Annotated in this window: 20 protein-coding genes and 1 riboswitch; of the genes, 11 read left to right on the forward strand and 9 right to left on the reverse strand. The window is 66.7% G+C overall.

From position 1 onward, the window contains the following. The first annotated feature begins 15 nt into the window (after nt 1-15). Genes SMAL_RS15475 through SMAL_RS15485 form a run of 3 tightly spaced genes read left to right on the forward strand, consistent with a single transcriptional unit; the run spans nt 16 to nt 1807 of the window. A complete protein-coding gene (locus tag SMAL_RS15475) occupies nt 16-648 on the forward strand; it encodes a YceI family protein (RefSeq protein WP_012511852.1) in 633 nt (210 codons plus the stop codon). A gap of 10 nt (nt 649-658) precedes the next feature. Continuing rightward, a complete protein-coding gene (locus tag SMAL_RS15480; protein WP_006384699.1) occupies nt 659-1231 on the forward strand; it encodes a cytochrome b in 573 nt (190 codons plus the stop codon). 3 nt (nt 1232-1234) lie between these two features. Next, nucleotides 1235-1807 (forward strand): YceI family protein, encoded by a 573-nt coding sequence (locus tag SMAL_RS15485; RefSeq protein WP_006384701.1) that lies wholly within the window; start codon nt 1235-1237, stop codon nt 1805-1807. Between the two features lie 79 nt (nt 1808-1886). On the opposite strand, the gene SMAL_RS15490 is transcribed toward SMAL_RS15485, so the two are convergent. Then, entirely contained in the window at nt 1887-2114 is a 228-nt protein-coding gene (locus tag SMAL_RS15490) for a glutaredoxin family protein (RefSeq protein WP_012511853.1), read from the reverse strand. 100 nt (nt 2115-2214) lie between these two features. Here SMAL_RS15490 and SMAL_RS15495 point away from each other — a divergent pair, with 100 nt between their 5' ends. Both SMAL_RS15495 and SMAL_RS15500 read left to right on the forward strand, forming a co-directional pair. Further along, nucleotides 2215-3597, forward strand: coding sequence for an L-serine ammonia-lyase (locus tag SMAL_RS15495; protein ID WP_006384709.1), 1383 nt, complete (start codon nt 2215-2217; stop codon nt 3595-3597). A 203-nt stretch (nt 3598-3800) separates the two neighbouring features. Further along, nucleotides 3801-4796: an alpha/beta fold hydrolase gene (locus tag SMAL_RS15500; protein ID WP_012511854.1), complete on the forward strand. Its 996-nt coding sequence runs from the start codon at nt 3801-3803 to the stop codon at nt 4794-4796. A 90-nt stretch (nt 4797-4886) separates the two neighbouring features. Here SMAL_RS15500 and SMAL_RS15505 read toward each other — a convergent pair whose 3' ends face one another. From SMAL_RS15505 to metX, 3 genes are read right to left on the reverse strand one after another with little or no spacing between them, the layout of a single operon-like run. Then, nucleotides 4887-5954, reverse strand: coding sequence for a homoserine dehydrogenase family protein (locus tag SMAL_RS15505; RefSeq protein WP_006384718.1), 1068 nt, complete (start codon nt 5952-5954; stop codon nt 4887-4889). Further along, a complete protein-coding gene (locus tag SMAL_RS15510; protein ID WP_012511855.1) occupies nt 5951-7186 on the reverse strand; it encodes an O-succinylhomoserine (thiol)-lyase in 1236 nt (411 codons plus the stop codon). Before SMAL_RS15510 ends, SMAL_RS15505 begins: the two co-directional genes overlap by 4 nt. Next, complete coding sequence (gene metX, locus SMAL_RS15515) at nt 7183-8214, reverse strand: homoserine O-succinyltransferase MetX (protein WP_006384721.1); 1032 nt, start codon at nt 8212-8214, stop codon at nt 7183-7185. Before metX ends, SMAL_RS15510 begins: the two co-directional genes overlap by 4 nt. 77 nt (nt 8215-8291) lie before the next feature. Further along, nucleotides 8292-8410, reverse strand: a riboswitch (SAM riboswitch). Between the two features lie 149 nt (nt 8411-8559). Between metX and SMAL_RS15520 the strand changes: the two genes are divergently transcribed. From SMAL_RS15520 to SMAL_RS15535, 4 genes are all read left to right on the forward strand, one after another. Next, nucleotides 8560-9453, forward strand: a complete 894-nt coding sequence (locus SMAL_RS15520; RefSeq protein WP_012511856.1) for a M23 family metallopeptidase — start codon at nt 8560-8562, stop codon at nt 9451-9453. Nucleotides 9454-9519: 66 nt separating this feature from the next. After that, nucleotides 9520-11124 carry a peptide chain release factor 3 gene (locus tag SMAL_RS15525; protein WP_006384729.1) on the forward strand — a complete coding sequence of 535 codons (1605 nt, stop codon included), beginning with the start codon at nt 9520-9522 and terminating at the stop codon, nt 11122-11124. A gap of 178 nt (nt 11125-11302) precedes the next feature. Beyond that, nucleotides 11303-11941, forward strand: a complete 639-nt coding sequence (gene trhA / locus SMAL_RS15530; RefSeq protein ID WP_032972214.1) for a PAQR family membrane homeostasis protein TrhA — start codon at nt 11303-11305, stop codon at nt 11939-11941. Between the two features lie 79 nt (nt 11942-12020). Next, nucleotides 12021-13994 carry an AsmA family protein gene (locus tag SMAL_RS15535; protein ID WP_012511857.1) on the forward strand — a complete coding sequence of 658 codons (1974 nt, stop codon included), beginning with the start codon at nt 12021-12023 and terminating at the stop codon, nt 13992-13994. A gap of 480 nt (nt 13995-14474) precedes the next feature. Here the strand turns inward: SMAL_RS15535 and SMAL_RS15540 are convergent, their stop codons facing one another. From SMAL_RS15540 to mtgA, 3 genes are read right to left on the reverse strand one after another with little or no spacing between them, the layout of a single operon-like run. Further along, nucleotides 14475-14906 carry a CBS domain-containing protein gene (locus tag SMAL_RS15540; protein ID WP_012511858.1) on the reverse strand — a complete coding sequence of 144 codons (432 nt, stop codon included), beginning with the start codon at nt 14904-14906 and terminating at the stop codon, nt 14475-14477. Continuing rightward, entirely contained in the window at nt 14866-15885 is a 1020-nt protein-coding gene (locus SMAL_RS15545) for a glycosyltransferase family 2 protein (protein ID WP_012511859.1), read from the reverse strand. Before SMAL_RS15545 ends, SMAL_RS15540 begins: the two co-directional genes overlap by 41 nt. Before the next feature lie 56 nt (nt 15886-15941). Further along, nucleotides 15942-16691, reverse strand: coding sequence for a monofunctional biosynthetic peptidoglycan transglycosylase (mtgA, locus tag SMAL_RS15550; RefSeq protein ID WP_012511860.1), 750 nt, complete (start codon nt 16689-16691; stop codon nt 15942-15944). Between the two features lie 77 nt (nt 16692-16768). Here mtgA and hslO point away from each other — a divergent pair, with 77 nt between their 5' ends. Continuing rightward, entirely contained in the window at nt 16769-17662 is an 894-nt protein-coding gene (gene hslO, locus SMAL_RS15555; RefSeq protein ID WP_006384774.1) for an Hsp33 family molecular chaperone HslO, read from the forward strand. Between the two features lie 116 nt (nt 17663-17778). Further along, nucleotides 17779-18624, forward strand: a complete 846-nt coding sequence (locus SMAL_RS15560; protein ID WP_006384775.1) for an XOO1806 family protein — start codon at nt 17779-17781, stop codon at nt 18622-18624. Nucleotides 18625-18827: 203 nt separating this feature from the next. On the opposite strand, the gene SMAL_RS15565 is transcribed toward SMAL_RS15560, so the two are convergent. Together SMAL_RS15565 and SMAL_RS15570 are read right to left on the reverse strand one after the other, a co-directional pair. After that, the gene (locus SMAL_RS15565) at nt 18828-21785 is read right to left on the reverse strand and encodes a TonB-dependent receptor domain-containing protein (protein ID WP_012511861.1); all 2958 of its coding nucleotides are present in this window, start codon (nt 21783-21785) and stop codon (nt 18828-18830) included. A gap of 230 nt (nt 21786-22015) precedes the next feature. Further along, on the reverse strand, nt 22016-22615 hold the full coding sequence (locus SMAL_RS15570; protein ID WP_012511862.1) for a TetR/AcrR family transcriptional regulator: 600 nt from the start codon (nt 22613-22615) through the stop codon (nt 22016-22018). Nucleotides 22616-22756: the final 141 nt, after the last annotated feature.

Here is a 22756-nt window from a genome sequence, read left to right on the forward strand (position 1 = left end):
CGGAGCCCGCCATCGATGCGTCCCTGCCTGGCCCTGCTGCCGATGCTGCTCGCCACCGCGCCCGCCTGGGCGGACGCAGACACCTATCGCCTCGACCCAGTGCATACGCGGGTGCTGTTCGCCATCGACCACGCCGGCTATTCGCAGGCGATGGGGACGGTCTCCGGCAGTGAGGGCCGCCTGCAGTTCGATCCCGACAACTGGCGCGAGGCTACGCTCGACGTCGAAGTCCCCGTGTCGCGATTGGACCTTGGCGATGCCAAGTGGAACCAGGCCACGCTGGCCCGCAGCCTGCTCGATGGCGAGCGCTTCCCGAGCGCGCGCTTCGTCTCCACCCGGGTTGAACCGATCGATGCCAAGCGCGCCCACGTGATCGGCACCCTGACCCTGCGCGGGGTCAGCCAGGAGGTCACGCTGGACGTGACCCTCAACGCCATCAAGCGCTACCCGCTGCCCCCGTTCCGACGCACCGCCGGTTTTTCCGCCAGCACCACGCTGAGCCGGCGTGCGTTCGGCATCACCGCCTGGCCGGGCGTCATCGGTGATGCAGTACAGCTGAGGATCGAGGCTGAAGCCACCCTCGACCGCAGCGACGCCCCGGGAACTCCCGCTCCCGTTCCGCACTCCGACCCCAAGACGGCCCCCTAGAGGACCTTTCATGACCGCCAAGAACACCCCCGCCGCCTGGGGGAGTGTCAGCCAGATCCTGCATTGGTTGATCGCACTGCTGATCCTCGCCCTGGGCGTGGTCGGCCTGACCATGGGCGAGCTGCCCAAGACCCCCAAGTACTTCTGGGTCTACACCGCGCACAAGTCGATCGGCATCACCGTATTGGCGCTGGTGCTGTTCCGCCTCGGCTGGCGTGTGTATGCCGGTGCGCCCAAGCCGGTGCCGGGCGTGCCCAGCTGGCAGGAACGCATCGCCAGTGCCACCCACGTGCTGCTCTACGTGCTGATGTTCGCCATCCCGCTGTCGGGCTGGCTGTACGACTCGGCCAGCGGCCTGCGTCCGTTCCGCTGGTTCGGCCTGGTTGACGTGCCGAAGCTGAGTGGCCCGGACCCGCAGGTCGTCGCGGTGTCCCATGCCATCCACGAATACGGCTTCTGGCTGTTGATCGCGGTGGTGCTGGCCCATGCCGGCGCTGCCTTCTACCACCACCTGTTCCAGCGCGATGCAACGTTGTCCCGCATGTTGCCGCGCGGCTGGCTCGCCTCCCCTCAGAAGGACTGATCGATGAACCTGAAACTGACCACTCCGGCCGCCGTGGCCGCCGCCCTTGCCGGCATGCTGGCCACCGCCCCGGTGCTCGCCGCCGACTACGCGCAGGCGCCCGGCGCCGGCTCGATCCTGGTGTTCGCCACCAAGTACGACGGCGAAGTGTTCACCGGCAGCTTCCCGGGCTTCGCCACCAAGCTCAGCTTCGACCCGGCCAATCCGGCCGCCGGTTCGCTGGACGTGGTGATCCCGCTGGCCGGCGCCAAGAGTGGCAACAGTGATCGCGACTCGACCCTGCAGACCGCTGACTTCTTCAACGTCGGCAAGTTCGCCACCGCACGCTACACCGCCAAGGGCTTCCGCGCGGTGGGCAACGACCAGTTCGCCGCCGACGGCACACTGGAACTGCGCGGCGTCAGCAAGCCGGTCACCCTCACCTTCACCTGGAAGCCCGGCACCCAGCCGGTGCTGACCGGCAAGGCCACGGTCAAGCGCCTCGACTTCGGCGTTGGCGGCGGCGACTGGGCCGACACCAAGACCATTCCGGACGAAACCGCGATCAGCACGATCGTGAAGTTCGACGCGAAATAAGACGGGTGTGCCGCCGGGCATGGCCCGGCGCTACCGCAGAACGGTGACACAGGGTAGCGCCGGGCCATGCCCGGCGGATTCAACCCGCAGCCAGCCAGGCCTGAACCGTGGCCGCGTCGAACGGCCAGTCCAGCTCGCGGTCAGCGCCCTCGTCACGCAGCACCGGCACCCGCGCGCCGTAGCGCGATTCCAGCGCCGGCTGGTCATCCAGGAATACCGATTCGAACTCCGGCGCCCGCGCTTTGGCCAGTTCGGCCAGGGCCATGTCGCACAGGTGGCAGTCGTCACGCTGGATCAGGGTCAACACCGGTTGGGCTCCCGTGGTGGAAATGCTGCGCCGCAGCCATTGAAGTGCGGCGTGAACCGCTAGAATAGCGGTCTCTTCCGGTACCCGCAGTACGGCAACCATGGCTGTCAGCACGTTCGACGTTTTCAAGATCGGCATTGGCCCGAGCTCCTCGCACACCGTCGGGCCGATGAAGGCCGCCGAGCGATTCATCCACCGCTGGCTGCTCGACCCGGGCCGCCTGCACGAGGTCGCGCGCATCCGTGCCGACGTCTACGGATCGCTGGCGCTGACCGGCCGCGGCCATGGTACCGACAAGGCGATCCTGCTCGGCCTGGAAGGGCAGCGGCCGAACCTGATCGACCCGGACATCATCCCGGCGACGCTGGAGCGCATCCGCAGCAGCAAGCGCATCCAGCTGATGGGCCAGCACGAGATCGCCTTCGACGAGAAGCGCGACCTCGGCATGAACAAGCGCCAGAAGCTGCCGTACCACACCAACGGCATGCGCTTCACCGCGTACAACGCCGACGACGAAGTGCTCGCCACCCGCGATTACTACTCGGTCGGCGGTGGCTTCGTGGTCAACCAGGACGACGCGGCTGATGACCGCATCGTGCCCGACGAAACCCCGCTGCCTTACCCGTTCAAGAGCGGCGACGAGCTGCTGGCGCAGACCGCGCGCAGCGGCCTGAGCATCGCCCAGCTGATGTTCGAGAACGAGAAGTGCTGGCGCAGCGAAGACGAGATCCGCGCCAACCTGCGCGAGATCTGGAGCGCGATGCAGTCGTGCGTCAGCCGCGGGATCCGCGAAGAAGGCGTGCTGCCGGGTGGCTTGAAGGTGGGCCGTCGTGCACCGGCGCTGTACCGCGAGCTGTCGTCGAAGCCGGAAGCGGCGATGCGCGATCCGCTGACCACGCTGGACTGGGTCAATCTGTATGCGCTGGCGGTGAACGAGGAAAACGCGGCCGGTGGCCGCGTAGTGACCGCACCGACCAACGGTGCAGCCGGCGTACTGCCTGCGGTGCTGCATTACTTCGACCGTTTCTGCCCGGGCGCGAACGAGCAGCGCGTGTTCGACTTCCTGTTGACCTCGGCGGCGATCGGCATCCTGTACAAGGAAAACGCCTCGATCTCCGGCGCCGAAGTCGGCTGCCAGGGCGAAGTGGGCGTAGCCTGTTCGATGGCGGCCGGTGGCCTGGTGGCGGCGCTGGGTGGCAACCCCAGCCAGATCGAGAATGCTGCGGAAATCGGCATGGAGCACAACCTCGGCCTGACCTGCGACCCAATCGGCGGCCTGGTGCAGATTCCGTGCATCGAGCGCAACGCGATGGGTGCGGTGAAGGCGATCAATGCCTCGCGCATGGCGATGCGTGGCGACGGCAAGCACAAGGTGTCACTGGACAAGGTGATCAAGACCATGCGCGATACCGGCCGCGACATGCAGGACAAGTACAAGGAAACCAGCCGCGGTGGCCTGGCGGTGAACGTCATCGAGTGCTGAGCTCGACCGGGCTCGGCGCGATGGCGCCGGGCCACAGGTAGAGTCAACTGTTAGTCGACTATCGCGCGCAGCGCGGGTTTTTCGCGGTCTGATCGAAGAGCAGTCGACTGCCAGTCGACTCTACCCCGTTGTCCCTGGCCGGTCGGACGACACCATCACCGCGTTCCGGTTAGGCTCGGGGCTCCCTCGCCCCGGATTACCCCATGCGCGTGATCGCCACTGCCCTGCTTGCCTGCCTGTCGTTGCCGGCCCTGGCCGCGCCCACTTACGGGCCGCGGCTGGAGGGTTTCGACTACGGCTATCCAGTCAAGACGTTCGCGCTGGAATCACAGCGGCAGCCTGTGGAGATGGCCTATCTGGATGTCCTGCCCAAGCGCCGCGCCATCGGTGTGGTGGTACTGCTGCACGGCAAGAATTTCTGCGCAGCCACCTGGCAACAGACCATCGCGCCGCTGCTGAACGCCGGTTACCGGGTCATCGCGCCCGACCAGGTGGGCTTCTGCAAGTCCAGCAAGCCCGAGCGCTACCAGTACTCGTTCGCGCAGCTGGCGGCCAACACCCATGCGCTGCTGCAGCAGTTGCAACTGGAGGACATGCCGGTGCATCTGGTCGGCCATTCGATGGGCGGCATGCTGGCGGTGCGCTATGCGCTGATGTACCCGCAGGACCTGCGCAGTCTGTCACTGGTCAACCCGATCGGACTGGAAGACTGGAAGGCGCTGGGCGTGCCATGGCGCAGCGTGGATACGTGGTACGCCGGCGAAATGAAAACCAGCTACGACAGCATCCGCCGCTACCAGCTGGACGTGTACTACGACAGCCAATGGAAGCCGGTTTATGAAACCTGGGCGAGGATGCAGTCGGGCATGTACGAAGGCCCCGGCAAGCAGGCCGTCGCGTGGAGCCAGGCCCTGGCCTCGGACATGGTGTTCAACCAGCCGGTGGTCTACGAGCTGAAGAACCTGCAGGTGCCGACCACGCTGTTCATCGGCCAGAAGGACCGCACCGCGATCGGCCGTGACCTGGCGCCGCCGGAACTGAAGGCAACGCTGGGCAACTATCCGGTGCTGGGCAAGGCAGCGGCGGCGGCGATTCCCGGTGCGACGCTGGTCGAGTTCGCCGAGCTGGGCCATTCGCCGCAGGTGCAGGACCCGAAGCAGTTCAATGCGGCGTTGTTGAAGGCGTTGGAGTCGCGTTGAGATTGCGGGTCCGCCGGGCATGGCCCGGCGCTACCTGCGAGCGGGGTTGGTAGCGCCGGGCCATGCCCGGCGAGCGCAGCAGCAGGGACGTCAACCCACGATCCGCAGCACGTCATCCAGCAGCGCGGCCGCAGTGACTTCCGCGCCCGCGCCCGGCCCCTGGATCAACAACGGCTGGCGCTGATAGCGATCGCTGTGGATCGCTACCCGGTTGTCGGTGCCCGCGCCCTGTGCCAGCGGATGATCGGCCGGCAGCTCGCGCAGGCCTACCTGCGCACCGTTGCCATCAACGCGACCGACAAAACGCAACACACGCCCGTTGTCGCGTGCCTGCTGCCAGCGCGCCTGCAGCGGCGCATCCAGCTGTTCCAGCGCAGCCACCGCATCCTCCAGCGGCAACGCTGCCAGTGTTTCCGGCACCAGCGAATCCACCTGCACCTGCGAAGCATCCAGCGCCAGCCCGCTGCTGCGGGCCAGGATCAGCAGCTTGCGGCGCACATCCTCGCCGGACAGGTCCAGGCGTGGGTCGGGTTCGGTGTAGCCCGCCGCCAGCGCTTCGCGCACCGCCGCCGAGAACGGCGCTTGGCCGTCATAGCGATGGAACAGCCAGGCCAGCGAACCGGACAGCACGCCCTCGATGGCGTGGATGTGGTCGCCACCGGCTACCAGCGCGCGCAGGCTGCTCAGCAACGGCAGGCCCGCGCCCACCGTGGCGCTGTCGCCGTAGCGCGCACCGCTGTCGGCACAGCTCTCTGCAATGGCCTGTGCGCGTGCCAGCTGCGCGCCACGACCCAGCTTGTTGGCAGTCACCACGTGCACACCGCGTGCCAGCCACTGCACGTGACGCGCGGCGACGTCTTCACTGGCGGTCGCATCGACAACCACGTCGCCACGCTCCAGCCCTTCGGCACTGGCCCATGGCGGCGAGTTCTGGCCATCACGCGGCGCACGCCGCGCCAGTTCCAGCGGCAGCGCCAGATCACGATCGATCGCCAGCGCGGTGCGCGAATTGGCCAGCCACTGCACGCTGGGCAGCTCAAGCCCGCGCGCCTGCAATGCCTGGTAGCGCTGCACGAAGGCCGAACCAACCGTGCCCGTGCCGAGCAGCGCCAGGCGCCCCGCGCCCAGCGCAGGAATGTCAGCGGCGAGTGCGCTCATGCATCCACCACCTGTTTGCGGCGCGCAGCCGCATCGATCACGGCTTCGGCGCGCTGCAGCGCTGCGCCGAGATCCGCCAGCAGGTCACGCTCGGCCTCGATGCCGACCGACAGGCGCAGCAGGCCTTCGCTGATGCCGGCGGCCGCGCGCGCTTCGGCGGTCATCGCCGCATGGGTCATGGTGGCCGGATGCGCGATCAGGCTTTCGACGCCACCCAGCGATTCGGCCAGGGTGAAGCAACGCAGGCCGTCGACGAAGGCGCGCACAGCGGCATGCGGATCGTCACCGGCACAGCCTGCCAGTTCGAACGACAGCATCGCGCCGAAGCCACTCTGCTGGCGAGCGGCGATGGCATGGCCCGGATGATCTGCCAGGCCCGGGTAGTAGACCGCGCCGACCGCCGGATGCTGATCCAGCAGGGCCACGATCGAGGCGGTGTTCTCCTGGTGCACGCGCAGGCGCGCATCCAGCGTGCGCAGGCCACGCAGGGTCAGGAAAGCATCGAACGGCGAACCGGTCAGGCCCAGCGCATTGCCCCACCACACCAGCTGCTCATGCAGTGCCGGATCACGCGCGATCACCGCACCGCCGACCACATCACTGTGGCCGTTGATGTACTTGGTGGTCGAATGCAGCACCAGGTCCGCGCCGAACGACAGCGGTTGTTGCAGCGCCGGCGACAGGAAGGTGTTGTCGACCACCACCAGCGCACCAGCCTTGTGTGCCGCCTCGATGACGAAGCGCAGGTCGGTGATGCGCAGCAGCGGGTTGGACGGCGTTTCCACCAGCACCAGCTTCGGCTGGGTGGCCAATGCCTGCGCCAGCGCGCGCGGATCGGTCAGATCGGCGGTGACCAGCTCAAAGTGGCCCTTCTTCGCCAGCGCATTGAACAGGCGCCAGCTGCCGCCGTAGGCATCGTGCGGCACCACCAGGGTGTCGCCAGGCTGCAGCAGCGCGTTCAGCACCAGGTTGATCGCGCCCATGCCGGTGGCGGTAATGACGCCGCCGGCGCCGCCCTCCAGTTCCGCCAGCGCCTCGCCCAGAAGGTCACGGGTCGGGTTGCCACTGCGCGTGTAGTCGTACTGGCGCTTGTTGCCGAAGCCTTCAAAGCTGAAGTTCGACGACAGCACGATCGGCGGCGTGACCGCTCCATGCGCGGTGTCACGATCGATGCCGGCGCGGACGGCGGCGGTGGTGCGACTACAGGACGGCTCGTTGGCGTGCAGGCTCATGCGGACTCTCCAGAAGTGCGGAAGGCGGTGGCGAGGATCGCGTCGATGCGATCGGTTTCTTTGAGGAAGGCGTCGTGGCCGTAGGGCGAGCGCAGCACGCGCAGGCTGCCGCGCGGGCCCAGCCCTTCGACCAGGCCGACCAGATCGGCCAGCGGCACCAGGCGGTCGCCCTCCACGGCCACCACCACGGTCGGTGGCAGGATCGCGGTCGGATCAACGCGGTGCAGGTCGATCGATTCGGACAGGCGCAGGTAGGCGGTCACCGGCGTGCGCGCGACGTACTGCGCGCCGGCCGCATCGAGATAGTCTTCGGCAGCCACACGCACGCGGCCATTGATGACTTCCGGCGCGGCATCGAAGCGCTCGCCGAATTCTTCCGGCGTACGGTAGCTGAGCATTGCGAACTGCCGCGCCAGGGCAAGGCCGTGGTCTTCACCGCACTGCAGCTGGCCGAGCGCGACGGCGCGGCGCTGCAGCGCACGCCAGGCGGCGGCATACGGATGCGGGCGATGTGCACCGCTGGCCAGCACCAGCTGGCGCACTCGCGCGCGGTGACGGATCGCGAACTGCTGGCCGACCAGCGCGCCATAGGAATAGCCAACGAACGCCTTCAGCGCGCGGATGCCGAGATGGTCCAGCAGCAGCGCCAGTGCATCGGCCTGGTCGGCGGTATCGATCGGCACATCCAGTGCACCGTCGGCACCGATGAAATCGAAGGCCAGTACACGCAGCTGCTGTGGATCCAGCGCGCGCCCGCTGCCGACCAGATCTTCGGCCCAGCCCTTCTCGCTGAACTGTGCATTGGACGCCACGTGGCGATGGGCGGAAATGCCACCGGCCAGCACCACCACCTGCGCATTGGCCGGGCCGACCCACTCATAGCGCAGGCGCACCGGGCTGGAGCCGGCGTGACGCATCGACAGCACCGCGGCGAACTCACCGCGCTCGGCATGCACGCGGTCCTCGACCGGCACGCTGACGGGGACAAAGGGTTCGGGGCGAATGGCGGTACTGGCGGCGAAGCTCATGGCGGGATCCGGTTGGGGAATCGGCCATCGAGCCTTCGCGGGGCCCGCGTTCGAGATGCACGTGCGGTGCATGGTTCGAACCATCTTTCGGTGGACGCCAGGGTCCCCGCAGGATTTGGCACCTACGCAGTCGCTTGCGCGCCTGCGGGCTGCCCCGGCTTCAAAGGGCCTGTCCCTCTGCCGGTCTCGATGGTGGAGCTACGATGCCAGCCTCTTTCGGGACTGTCAATCCTTTCATGCGGATAAAGCGATGAATATTTTCAGCCCAGCTGTGCGAAGGCGGTCGCGGTCGTCCCGTTCAGGATCGGCTACAGTCCCGGCGGCCCCTACCCGCTGGAACCGCTGATGCCGCGCCTGCCCCTGACCTGCCTGTTGTTGTCCCTGCTGGCAAGCGCGACGGCAAGCGCCGGCGACTGGCGCCAGGGGTGGGGACTGGTGCCCAAGTCCGCCCCGGCCGCTCCGCCCCCCCGTGGCGAGACCGCCCAGAGCGCCGCGCCGATGGCCCAGCTGCGCCTGCAGCCGATCGGCCAGCAGTGGCAGGCCCGGATCGACAATGCCCTGGCCGGGCCACTGCAGGTCGAGCTGCGCGCCGCGCCCGGACACCCTGTCGAGGGCCTGCCGGTACAGTCGCTTATCCAGGGCGACAGCAGCCTGGTCGTCGGCCACCTGCCCGCGCCGGTCAACGGCCGCACCTTGGACCTGCGCCTGCGGTCGGTTCCGGGCAACCCGGCCGCGCAGGCCGAGGATGTGGCCTACCGCCTGCCGTTCGATGACGCCCGTCCGCGCGTGGACCAGGCACCACAGGGCCGTTTCAGCCATGATGACGAGGAGAACCGCGACGCGGTCGACTTCGCACTGCCGGAGGGCACGCTGGTGCTGGCCGCGCGCGAGGGCACGGTGATGCAGATCCAGGACGGCTTCCATGGCAACGGCCTGGATCGTGAACGCGATGGTGCCCGCGCAAACTTCATCCGCGTGCTGCACAGCGACGGCAGCATGGCCCTGTACGGCCATCTGCAGGCCGGTGGTATGCGTGTGCGCCGTGGCCAGGCAGTGGGCATCGGACAGCCGATCGGCCTGTCCGGCAACAGTGGCTTCAGCAGCGCGCCGCACCTGCACTTCGTGGTGCAGGTCAACCGCGGCATGGGCCTGCGCTCGTTGCCGGCACGCATCTTCGCCGAGCAGGGCCAGCTGCAGTTCGCCCGCCAGGGCGAGGCCGGCGGCGGCACCGGGCGCTGACCGGCCCCGGCCGGTATAATCGGGCGCTTATCTCTTTGAAAAGCGCCCCGGGCGGGCGCCACTGCCATGTCCGAAGTCGCCAACGAAGCGTCGCGTCGCCGCACCTTCGCCATCATCTCCCACCCTGACGCAGGCAAGACCACGCTGACCGAAAAGCTGCTGCTGTTCGGCGGCGCGATCCAGATGGCCGGTTCGGTCAAGGGCCGCAAGGCCGCCCGCCACGCCACCTCCGACTGGATGGCGCTGGAAAAGGAACGCGGCATCTCCGTCACCTCCTCGGTGATGCAGTTCCCGTACGAGGGCAAGATCGTCAACCTGCTCGACACCCCCGGCCACGCCGACTTCGGCGAGGACACCTACCGCGTGCTGACCGCGGTGGACTCGGCGCTGATGGTGATCGACGTGGCCAAGGGCGTGGAAGAGCGCACCATCAAGCTGATGGAAGTGTGCCGCCTGCGCGACACCCCGATCATGACCTTCATCAACAAGCTCGACCGCGAGGGCAAGGACCCGATCGAGCTGCTGGATGAAGTGGAGACCGTACTGGGCATCCAGTGCGCACCGGTGACCTGGCCAATCGGCATGGGCCAGCGCCTGAAGGGCGTGGTCCACCTGCTGACCGGCGAGGTGCATCTGTACGAACCGGGCCGCAACTTCACCCGCCAGGACTCCACCATCTTCCCGTCCATCGATGCGCCCGGCCTGGCCGAGAAGATCGGTGCACAGATGCTGGCCGAGCTGCGCGACGAGCTGGATCTGGTGCAGGGCGCCAGCCATCCGTTCGACCTCGACGCTTACCGTGCCGGCAAGCAGACCCCGGTGTTTTTCGGCTCGGGCGTGAACAACTTCGGCGTGCAGCCGCTGCTGGACTTCTTCGTCGAGCATGCACCACCGCCGCAGGCGCGCACCACCACCGGCCGGGTGATCGCCCCGGAAGAGAACAAGCTGACCGGCTTCGTGTTCAAGATCCAGGCCAACATGGACCCGCAGCACCGTGACCGCGTGGCGTTCATGCGCATCTGCTCGGGCCGTTTCAGCGCCGGCATGAAGACCTTCCACGTGCGCACCGGCAAGGACATGAAGCTGGCCAACGCGCTGACCTTCATGGCCAGCGACCGCGAGATCGCCGCCGAGGCGTGGCCCGGCGATGTGATCGGCATCCACAACCACGGCACCATCTCGATCGGCGATACCTTCACCGAAGGCGAAGCGGTCACCTTCACCGGCATCCCCAACTTCGCCCCGGAACTGTTCCGTCGCGCCCGCCTGCGTGATCCGCTGAAGCTCAAGCAGCTGCAGAAGGGCCTGGCCCAGCTGTCCGAGGAAGGAGCGACCCAGTTCTTCCGGCCGCTGACCAGCAACGACCTCATCCTCGGCGCCGTCGGCGTGCTGCAGTTCGACGTGGCCGCCTACCGCCTGAAGGACGAATATGGCGTGGAAGCCACCTTCGAGCAGGTCAGCGTCAGCACCGCACGCTGGGTCCACTGCAGCAACGAGAAGAAGCTGGAAGAGTTCCGCGAGAAGAACGCGCTGAACCTGGCGCTGGATGCAGCCGGCCATCTGGTCTACCTGGCACCGACCCGGGTCAACCTGCAGCTGGCCCAGGAACGCTCGCCAGACGTGCGTTTCTCGGCCACTCGCGAAGCGGCGCATACCGTTTCGGTAGGCTGAGCCGTGGGGTCGGATCCCTTTCCGCAAGGAAAGGGCTCTGACCCCAGCAGTCGCGGGCGATTCATCCCCCGCAACACTGGGATTCACCCACCATACGGTGACGGGCGTGCACGCACCGGCCATCGCGGCGATGATAGGGGCACGCGGGTCCCCCTCCCCGTGACCGATGCCCATGCCCATGTCCACGACGTCCATTGCTTCGATCCGTGAAGAAATCGCCAGCGCCTTGACCCACGGGTTGGGCGCGGTATTCGCCCTGGCCGCCAGTGCGGTGTTGATCACCCTGGCCGCGATCTACGGTGACGGCTGGCAGCTGGCCAGTGCGATCGTGTTCGGTATCGCCCTGTTGCTGCTGTATACCGCCTCCACGCTGTACCACGCCATCCAGCATCCGGTCGCCAAGGGCCGCCTGAAGGTCTTCGACCATTGCGCGATCTACGTGTTGATCGCCGGCACCTATACGCCATTCACCCTGATCGGCCTGCGCGGCCCCTGGGGCTGGGGCCTGTTCACCGCGATCTGGGCGCTGGCGCTGGGCGGCGTGGTGTTCAAGCTGTTCTACACCGGCCGCTTCAAGGTGCTCTCAACCGTGATCTACATCGCCATGGGCTGGTTGGTAGTGGTGGCGATCAAGCCGATGTGGGCTTCGATCGACGGCGGCACCCTGGCCTGGCTGTTCGGCGGCGGCCTGTCGTACACGCTGGGCACGTATTTCTATCACCGTGAATCGATCCCCTATTCGCATGCGATCTGGCACCTGTTCGTGATCGGCGGCAGCGTCTGCCACTTCGTCGCAGTCACCATGCAGGTGCTGTAAGCGCGCACGCGCGGCTTGTGCACACCACGCACATGGACGCTTCGCGCCCCCTCCACGATCAGGGGGCAACCATGGCAGCGTGAATGCTGCCCCCTCCCCTGCCGCGCCACGCGCATCCCGCTGGCGTTTCCGTCGCCCAGGCCCGCGCGGCCAGCGCGGGTTGGCCGTGCTGGTCTTCCTGCTGGCCGCGATCCTGCTGCTGATCGCGCTGTGGGACTGGAACTGGTTCAAGGGCCCGGTCGAGCGCGCCGTGCAGGCGCGCACCGGCCGTGTGCTGCACATCGGCCACCTGGATGTCGACCTCGGCCGCACCAGCACGGTCCGCGCCGATGCGATCACCTTCGCCAATGCAAGCTGGTCGAAGCAGCCGGAGATGGCCACGGCCGACCGCATCGAGATCGATGTGCGGGTGTGGCCCCTGCTGCGCGGCAGTGTGCAACTGCCCGAGGTGCGCCTGACCCGGCCGGACGTGCTGCTGGAAACTGCGCCGCGCAAGGATGAACCAGGCAACTGGGATTTCCTCGGGGACCGCTCCGGCGGGACCAGCCCGCAGCTCAAGCGCCTGCGCATCGATGACGGGCGCCTGCAGTTCCTCGACGCTCTGGGCCGCACCGACATCCGTGTGGATGTGCGCAGCGGCCAGCCGAAGCAGGCCGACGCCGCACCACCGCTGCTGGTACAGGGCAAGGGTCGCTGGCGGGGCAACCCGTTCACCCTGCGTGGCGGTACCGAGTCGCCACTGCAGCTGACCGACAGCGATCATCCGTTCCGCATCCACCTCGATGGCCGCGCCGGCGCCACCCATGCGGTGGCCACCGGTACGCTGACCAATCCCTTCCAGCTGCGCATGTTCGACCTGCAGTTCGCGCTCAGCGGCCAGGATCTTGCCGATCTCTATCCGCTGCTGGGTATCGCCATCCCACCGTCGCCCCCCTATGCCCTGAACGGCCGTCTCAAGCGCGACCACAACGTCTGGCGCTATGAGCAGTTCACCGGCAAGGTCGGCGACAGCGACCTCGGCGGCAACCTGCAGTTCGAGGTGGGCGGCGCACGGCCGCGGCTGACCGCCACACTGGAATCCAAGCGCCTGGACTTCGACGACCTGGCCGGCTTCGTCGGTGCGCCACCGAAGACCGGCGGCGGCGAAACCGCGAACGCGCAGCAGAAGGCCGAGGCCGCACGCGTTGCGGCCAGCGCGCGGGTGCTGCCGGATACCCCGTACAACCTGGGCAAGCTGCGCGCAATGGATGCCGACGTGCGCTGGAAGGCCCACCGCATCAATGCGCCGTCACTGCCGCTGGATGACATGGATGCGCACCTGTTGCTGGATGATGGCGTGCTGCGGCTGGACCCGCTGAACTTCGGCGTGGCCGGCGGCGATATCCGCAGCACCATCCGCATGGACGCACGCCAGCCGCAGATCGCCACCGCACTGAAGGCCAGCGTGCGCGGTGTACAGCTGGGCCAACTGTTCCCGGATGCCAAGCTGGCCGAGCAGGCCAAGGGCGGCATCGGCGGTAATGTGGACCTGAGCGGCCACGGCAACTCGATCGCCGCAATGCTCGGCAGCAGCAGTGGCCAGGTCGGCCTGGCGATGGGTCGCGGCCATGTCGGCAACCTGGTGATGGAACTGGCCGGCCTGGACATCACCGAATCGTTGAAATTCCTGGTGACCGGCGACAAGCAGATCCCCCTGCGCTGCGCCTTCGCCGACTTCGGCGTGCGCGACGGCCTGATGACCAGCGAGGCGCTGGCGGTGGACACCACCGATACGATCCTCATCGGCGAAGGCACAGTCAGCCTGCGCGACGAGAGCCTGGACCTGCTCCTGAAGCCGCGCCCGAAGGACAAGAGCATCCTGGTACTCCGCTCGCCGCTGCACATCTCCGGCACGTTCAAGGACCCGTCATTCCGCCCGGACTTCAAGGCGTTGGGCATCCGGGGAGCCGTGGCCCTGGCACTGGGCAGCATCGCCCCACCGGCGGCGTTGCTGGCGACCATCGAACTGGGGCCGGGGAAGGATGCCGACTGCGGGGGGCAGTATGCGAAGTAGAAGCGTTGTTCGCGGCGCCTCGTTTTTCCGCGCGTAGAGCCGGAGCAAGGCGACAGGCAGGACACGCCGTAAATACGTCCCTGTAGGCTCGGTCGGCGCATCCATGCGCCTCACGGTCCTGCCTGCCGCCTTGCTCCGGCTCCGGACAGTTTCCAGCGCGCGGAACGAGAGCGGAAATTCAAAGTCAAAAGAAAAAGCAAAGTCAAAAGCTGTTGCCAACCAAGGTTGGCAGCTACCAAAGGCGAGCCACCGCGCATGTATGCACCGCGCTCGCAGGAACGTGTCCAGGGGCGGAGGGCATGGCCGTGCAGGACCGTTGGCGCCATGGATGGCGCCATCGAGCCCCCAGGGAGGGGTTTACGGCGTGTCCTGCACGGCCATGCCCTCCGCCTCCCCGACGTATCAGGAAGGCGCTGCTTTGGCTTTGGCTTTGAGCTTCGAAAAGCGGGCCGGCGGGCCGCAGGCCCGCCAGCGAACACCTCACCCCGCCACAATGTACTGCTGCAGTTGATCCAGCTCCCTGCGCTGCGCATCGATCACCGACTTCACCAGGTCGCCGATGGAGATCACTCCCAGCACCTGTGCGCCCTCCACCACCGGCAGGTGGCGGATGCGGTAGTCGGTCACCAGCTGCAGGCAGTGTTCCACCTGCTCGCCCGGCGACACCGTCACCACCTGCGCCGTCATGATCTCCGCCACCGCCGTATCGCGCGACGAACGATCGCGCAGCACGATCTTGCGCGCGTAATCGCGCTCGGACAGGATGCCGACCAGCCGCGGCCCGTCCATCACCAGCACCGCACCAATGCCCTTTTCCGCCATCAACCGGATCGCGTCGATCACCGCCGCATCCGGCGCGACCGCATGTACTTCAGGAGACTTGCCGTCCAACAGTTGCCGTACCGTGGTCATCCGCCTGCCCTCCAAGGGTGGGTTGCAGGGCCGAGTCTGCCACGGCGGATGCTAGCCACGCGTCAACCAGGTACAACGGCCGCTGCTTGGACTCCTCGTACAGCCGGCCCAGGTACTCACCGATCAAGCCAAGTGCGATCAGCTGCACGCCGCCCAGGAACAGGATCACCGCCATCATCGTCGGCCAGCCGGCAACCCGGTCGCCGTACAGGGCCGCCTTGGCGATCACCCAGACACCGAACACGAAGGCCACCGCCGCCGTCGCCAGGCCCATGTAGGTCGCCGCGCGCAGCGGGACGGTCGAGAACCCGGTGATGCCCTCCAGGGCGAAATTCCACAGCCGCCACAGACTGAACTTGCTGGATCCGGCCACGCGCGCATGGCGGTGATAGGGCACCGCGATCCGCTTGAATCCGACCCAGCTGAAAAGGCCCTTCATGAAGCGGTGGCGCTCACGCATTTCGCGCAGTGCACTCAACGCGCGCGCCGAGAGCAGGCGGAAATCGCCGGTATCGGCGGGGATCGGTGTGCGCGACAGGCGCCCGATCACCCGGTAGAACATCGCGGCAGTAGCGCGCTTGACCCATGCCTCGCCATCGCGGGCCATGCGCGTGCCGTAGACGTTGTCATGGCCTTCGCGCCAACGCGCGACAAACTCCGGCACCAGTTCCGGCGGGTCCTGGCCATCGGCGTCAAGGATCATCGCCGCGCCGTCGCGCACCAGATCCAGGCCGGCGGTCAGCGCTGCTTCCTTGCCGAAGTTACGCGACAGCTTCAGGGCGGAGACCCGTACATCGGACTGGGCCAGGCCGGCAATCACCTCCCAAGTGCCGTCATGGCTGCCATCGTCCACATAGAGGATGTGGCCCTCGATGTCGGGCATGCCGTCGAGCACGGCGCACAACCGCGGATGCAGCAGCGGCAGTGCCAGGGCCTCGTTGTAGGCAGCGATGACGAAAGTAAGCCGTTCGCGGGTCATGCCCGGATTGTACGTCGCCGGCAGGCGCACGGCCTGCCGACCGGGCCGCCTGGGCCTCACTCCTCCGACAGGTACGCCGCCCCACCCAGCTGCCGCGCCTGGCGCTGGATCCACGCCGCGCGCCGCTGCACATACGGCCCCGGCGCCGCTGCGTTGTAGCGCCGCGGTGCCGGCAGCACCGCCGCCAACCGCGCACTCTCGGCCGGGCTCAGCCGCGCCGCATCCTTGCCCCAGAATTTCTTCGCCGCCGCCTGCGCGCCGTACACACCATCACCGAACTCGGCGATGTTGGCGTACATCTCCAGGATCCGCTCCTTCGGCCACAGCGCCTCGATCAGCACCGTGTACCAGACCTCCAGGCCCTTGCGGATCCAGCTGCGGCCCTGCCAGAGGAACAGGTTCTTGGCCACCTGCTGGCTGATCGTGCTGGCCCCCCGCAGGCGTCCGCCCTTGGCATTGTGGTCGCGGGCCTTCTCGATGGCCTGCAGATCGAAGCCACTGTGCTCGGGGAAGCGCTGGTCCTCGGCCGCCACCAGCGAAATCGGCAGGCTCGGCGCCATCTGCTCCATATCCCGCCATTGGTAGTGCAGGCGATAGGACCAGTCACCCTCGCCCAGCGCCTCGCCATAGCGCCACAGCATGACCGTGGACAGCGGCGGGTCGATGAAGCGCAACACCAGCACCTGCAGGCAGCTGAAGGCGGCCAGCAGCACGGGCAGCCACAGCAGGCGCTTCCAGTGCCAGCGACGACGGCGTGGCGGAGCCTCAACCGCCTCTACCTTGTGCTGCTCTCCCGCTGCCCCCATTACTGGTGCATCCTTCTTCTGTCTGGTTGTCGGCACATTATCCGGCAACCGCCCCTGTTTACGCGCGATGTGAGCCGATGACCGCCAACCCCGATTCCCTGATCCGCTTCCTGCTCCCCGACGCTGGTGTCCGCGGCGTCCATGTGCGCCTGCAGGCGACCTGGCAGGAGATCCTGTCCCACGCCCAGTACCCGGATACTGCCGCTGAGCTGCTCGGTGAAGCCTGCGTGGCCTCGGCACTGTTCACCGGCCACACCAAGATCGATGGCCGCCTGTCGATCCAGCTGCGCAGCAGCACTGCACTGCGCACCCTGTTCGCCGAATGCACCGCGGCCGGCACCCTGCGCGGCATTGCCCAGCTCAGTGAAGGCGCCGATGCACCGCGCGACCTGTCCAATCTCGGCGACGATGCCCTGCTCGCCATCACCATCGAGAACCCGGGGCTGGACCCGCGCGAGCCGCAGCGCTACCAGAGCCTGGTCGGGCTGACCGCGCCGGAACTGGACGAGGCCTTCGAGGACTACTTCCGCCAATCCGAGCAGCTGCCAACCCGCCTGCTGCTGGTCGCCGACCGCGACGGCGCCGCCGGCCTGCTGCTGCAGAAGCTGCCCGGCGACGAGGGCGACGAGGATGGCTGGGCACGCGCCAGCGCGCTGTTCGAGACCCTGGGCAAGGCCGAACTGCTGGCCACCCCGGCCGAGCAGCTGCTGCACCGGCTGTTCCACGAGGAGCAGCCGGCGCTGCTGGGCGAAAAGCCGCTGTCCTTCGCCTGTTCCTGCTCCCGTGATCGGGTGGCCTCGATGCTGCAGTCGCTGGGCGAGGACGAGGCCCGTGCTGCCGCCGAAGCCAGTGGCGCGGTCGAGGTCCGTTGCGAATTCTGCGGGCGGGAGTATCACTTTCCGTTGACGGAGTTCGGCATATTGTTCCACGGTGCCGAGGGGACTGTGCCGGCGCCTGAACGGCTTCAGTAAACGGCATGTCTTGCATCTGGGGGGATCAAGGCTTGTTAAGAATTCATAAACACCCTAGGATCAAGTTCCCGTATCCGCGGGAACTTCCGTTGTCCGTCCCTGTCTGAACTGGTCCGATGCGTACCTTCCTGCGTCTACCGCTGGCCCTGCTGATCGCCCTTGGCGCGATCACGGGCGTGCACGCGCAGAGCAAGGACACCCGCACCGTGCTGCCGGTGTGGAACAAGGGCAGCGGCAAGGTCGAGGCCCTGCTGTATCTGGAACCGACCGGCGAACAGGCGGCCGGCGCGCGCTGGCACTTCGGCCGCAACTCGCTGGATGCAGCCTTCGGGCTGTCGTCCGGCGACTCGCTGGGCCTGCTCTGCAACAGCAGCGGAACCAGCATGAGCGGACTGGCCAGCCATTGCATGCTGGCCAGCCTCGGCGATGACGATGACCTCAACAGCCGCCGCTTCACCGGCACCGCTGCGCTGAACCGTGGCAACAGCCGCCTGGGCATCACCGCCGGTACCGGCCGTGAAACCCTGCCGGCCTGGTTGTCCGGGCCGAACAAGACACCTTCGTTGCGTGCCGAGCAGAACGACCTGACCGTATTCGCGCAGAAGAACATCGGCCGCGAAGGTTTCGTCTCCATCGCCGGCACCTACGCCAAGGCGCGGCTGGTGCCACTGGCCGATGCCTCACCGGCCATCGTCGATCGCTGGGACAGCAAAAGCCTGAGCATCGGTGCCGGCTATGGCAACTTCACCGGCAGCATCATCGGCCGCGTCATTGACGTACCCGGCAAGCCAGGCAAGTGGGAAGGCCTGGGTATCGGCTTGACCTGGCGCACCCCGTGGTCCGGCCAGCTCACCGTCGGCGCCGAGAATGTGATCAGCCGCGGCAAGAACCCGTTCTCGCCCCGCAACGAGAGCAACGACGACGGCACCGTGCCGTACGTGCGCTACGAGCAGGACCTGTAAGCCCCCTGCCTGATCGCAGCGTCAACGCTGCGATGCTCTTCTCTTCTACCTCCCTGGTGACACAACGTCACCTGCCTGCGGCTGCGTGCATGGCGACGTGCACTGGGCCGTTCCGCCCGGTGCCGGCCGGCGAACCCACCCCATGAAAAAGGCCACGCCCCTTTCGGGGCGTGGCCATGTCACACGTACGGATTACGCTGCAATCAGAAGCGCTGCGTGTACTTCATGTACAGGAAGCGACCGATGTCGAAGCCACCGTAGTAGGAGACGTTGGCGTTCGGCTGGCTGTACATGGTCGGGCCCACGCGGCCGAACACGTTGTTGGCACCCACCGCCACGGTCGCGTTCCACGGCGCGCTCCAGCGCAGCTGGACGTCGTTGAACACCGTTGCGCCACGCTGGTTGGTCGCGCTGCCCACGGCCACGCCCTGGTTGTTCGGCGAGGCGTAGTTCGGCAGGTTGCACTCTTCCGGGAACGTCACAGCACTCAGGCACGACTCCTTCATGCCCGAGAAGTAACGAACGGTCCAGCTGGCGCCGAAGTCACCCATTTCCCAACCCAGGTTCAGGTTCGAACGCACGCGGAACGCGCCGCCCGCCCAGCCCACGCCGGTGCGGGGGTTCGGGTGGGTGACCGGGTTCTTGGTGGTGACCAGGTCATCACGCGAGGTGTAGGTGCTGGTCCACTGCGCGCTGAAGTTACCGAAGCGATCGGTCGGCAGGCGGTAGCTGACGTCCAGATCGAAGCCTTCCACCTCGCGGTAGCCGGCGTTGATGCCGGTGCGGTTGAGGTTGTTGACGATGCCGGTCACCGGGTCGCGCGTGAAGGCCGAGCAGCGCGACGCGATGTCGTTGAGGTAGCAATCGTTGAGGATCAGGTTGGCCGTGTCGGCGATGATGGTGTTCTCGACACGGATTTCCCACCAGTCCAGCGACATGTTGAAGTTCTGGATGAAGCCCGGGCTCCACACCACGCCCAGCGTCTTGGACGTCGAGGTTTCCGGAGTCAGCTGGTCGTTCGAACCCGAAACGAAGGCCAACGGCGTCTGCGACGACGCAGCGGTGGTCGGGGTGAAGCCCTGCTGCTGCTGGCGGAAGTTAGCGACATTGACGCCAGCCGGCAGTGCGGCGGCGCAACGGGCACGCACCGCAGCATTGGTACGCGCAGCGCCATAGACCGAATCGCACGGATCGGTGTAGAAGTCGAACGACTGCGAACCACCGCTGTACAGGTCGGCGATGGTCGGGGCACGGAAGCCCTCGGCCCAGGTACCGCGGATCAGCACTGAATCGACCGGCTTCCATTTGAAGCCGAACTTGCTGTTCAGCGTGGTGCCGAAGGTGTCGTAGTCCGAATGACGGGTGGCCGCGTTGAGGCTCAGCTCGCGGGCGCCCGGCAGATCGGCCAGGATCGGTATGTTGAACTCGGCATAGACTTCGTCAACCTTGTAGCCACCACCGGTCGGGAAGTTGGCCAGGCCGGAAGTGTTGCCCGACTGCACCAGCGCATCCGGGCTGAAGCTGCCCGTTTCCTTGCGGTGTTCGATACCGACGGCGAAGCCCAGATCGCCCGCAGGCAGGGTGAACAGGCTGCCGGCCAGGTTGGCGGTCACGACCTTGGTGGTGGTCTCGGCGGTGGAGTGAGCCGCCGGGAACAGCAGCTTCTGCAGCGCATCATTGCCGGTCAATGCGCCATTGGCACCGTTGCTCGGAATGCCGGCACGCAGGAACGGGTTGTACGGCACGCACTGGTTCAGCGGAATCGGACTGGCGGCGGTACCGCACTGCGCCACGCCGCTGCTGTTGATGAAGGACGGGCCCACCGCCGCACGCAGCGCGGTCAGGTTGAGGTCACCGGTGCTGGTCTGGACCAGCTTGTTGTTGTTGTACAGGTAGCCGACATCCCAGTCGAACAGACGGTCAGCGAACTCGAAGCTGCCTTCCAGGCCACCACTGAAGCGGAACGTGGTCAGTTCGGCGCGGGTGTTGCGCGGCACTTCCAGGGTACGACGCCACCAGTTGCTGATTTCGGTGCCCAGCGGGTTGAACGCGCTGGTGGCCGACATCGGCGAAGTGAAGGCCAGCGCCTGGTACGGGTAGCCGGCGATCTGACGGTTCGAATCGCGGTAGCTGTACAGCATGTTGGTGCGCAGGCGCACATTGTCGGTCAGGTCATAGATACCATCGACGAACACCGCGCGGCGTTCCTGCGGGGTACGCAGGTCGGTCTGCAGGTTGGTATTGGTCTTGTCCTTGGTGACCAAGCTGTTGACGTTCTGCGCGACGTAGTCGGCCTTGTTGTTCGGGTTGCCACCCTCACGCAGGATCACGCGCACTTCGCGGTTGGGATTGCCCGCACTGGCAGCCGGATAGGTGACGCCCGGCAGGCCATCGGCCGGACGGCTGACGAAGCCACCGAATTCACCGACGGTGGTCCAGCCGAAGTCCGGGTGGTTGGCGCTGCGCGGGAAGGCACCGTACGGACGATCCGCCGCCCGCACCTTGTCTTCCTTGGCGTACTCGGCACCGATGGTCAGCGAACCGCGCTCACCCTTCACGCCCATGGTGAAGTCCATGGTGCGGGTGGCACCGTCGCCCTCACTGTACTGGCCGTAGTAGACGCTGCCGGTGGCGCCTTCGAAGTTGGTACGGGTGATGATGTTGATGACGCCGGCGATAGCATCGGAACCGTAGATCGACGAAGCGCCATCCTTCAGCACTTCAATGCGCTCGATGGCCGACACCGGCACGGTCGAGATGTCCTGCAGGCCACCGGTGGTGATGCCCAGGCGCTTGCCGTTGAGCAGCACCAGGGTACGGGTGGCACCGAGATCACGCAGGCTGATGTAGGTACCGCCCACGGCTTCGCCCGAGGACAGCGGCTGGGCACGGCTGATCGGCGGCGAACCGACGGCGCTGATGTTCTGCAGGATGTCGGCGACCGACGAGAAGCCCTGCTTCTCGATATCCGCGCGGTTGAGGGTCAGGACGGGCTGGGCGGTTTCGACGTCGACGGTACGGATGCGCGAACCGGTGACTTCGATGCGGTCCAGATTGGTCGCTTGCTGGGCGAGGGCCGTGCCGGTGCCGGCCACGGATGCGGCGCTGGCCGCCAACGCAACGCACACAGCATCGCGCAGCTTGTTGCTGTTCAACTTCATGGGCTCTCTCTCCATGGATCTTGGGTTGTGTGCTGAGTCCAGCCGGCGTGCCAGAAAAGGAGGCACAAAAACGACTGGTGACCCGATAGTAGCCACACTTGATCTGGAATTAAAGAGTCGTTAAGAAAACGCCCAAATCGCGTGAAATCGGTCTCACTGCGACATACGTTGGCGCATTGAGGCCGTCCTGCTTGACGCTTCCAGCCTCAGCAGGACGCCCCCTTGCCCATTCAGCTGGGGATGAGCGTGTCGATCAGATGCTCGACGTAGGCCTCGAAATCTTCGCGGGCCTGCTTGGGTTGCTGCAGCTGCAGCGACAGCTGCAGGAAGCCTACATAGGCCGCGTAGGCCAGGCGCGCGCGATGGCGTGCATCGGTCGAGCTGAGCCCGGCCTGGCGGAACGAGGCGATCAGGTAATCCAGGCGGCGCTGCGAGACGCGGTCGATCACCGGACGCACCATCGGGTGGTCCAGCGCCTTCAGCAGTTCGCTGTAGATGATGTGCGGCTGCACCTCATGGGCGACCATCTGGAACAGCTGGCGCAGGCGCACCCGGGGATCGGGCACGTCTTCGAGACTGCCGAACACCTGTTCCTGTTCGAACAGCTCCCAACGCTCCAGCGCGGCCTGCAGCAACGCATCACGCGAGGGGAAATGCCAGTAGAAACTGCCCTTGGTCACGCCCAGGCGCCGCGCCAACGGTTCCACCGCGACGGCACCCACGCCTTGTTCAGCAATCAGATCGAGGGCCGCCTGGGCCCAGTCTTCGGCACTCAGGCGGCTGTTGCGGCCGGCGCGCGGTTCGCCGGCGGAAGCGTCAGGTTGATTCATGGGCTGATTTAACCATACGCCGGGGTTCGTTGCAGTACGCGAATGCGGCCGAATCCGTCGCAGAGCAGTCCGGATGGCCTTCCGCATCGCACCATACGATGCAGTATTGACTTCCTTCCGAAGCAATCCATACTAGCAAGT

Origin of the sequence: Stenotrophomonas maltophilia R551-3, assembly GCF_000020665.1 — a bacterium.
GTDB lineage: Bacteria > Pseudomonadota > Gammaproteobacteria > Xanthomonadales > Xanthomonadaceae > Stenotrophomonas > Stenotrophomonas maltophilia_L.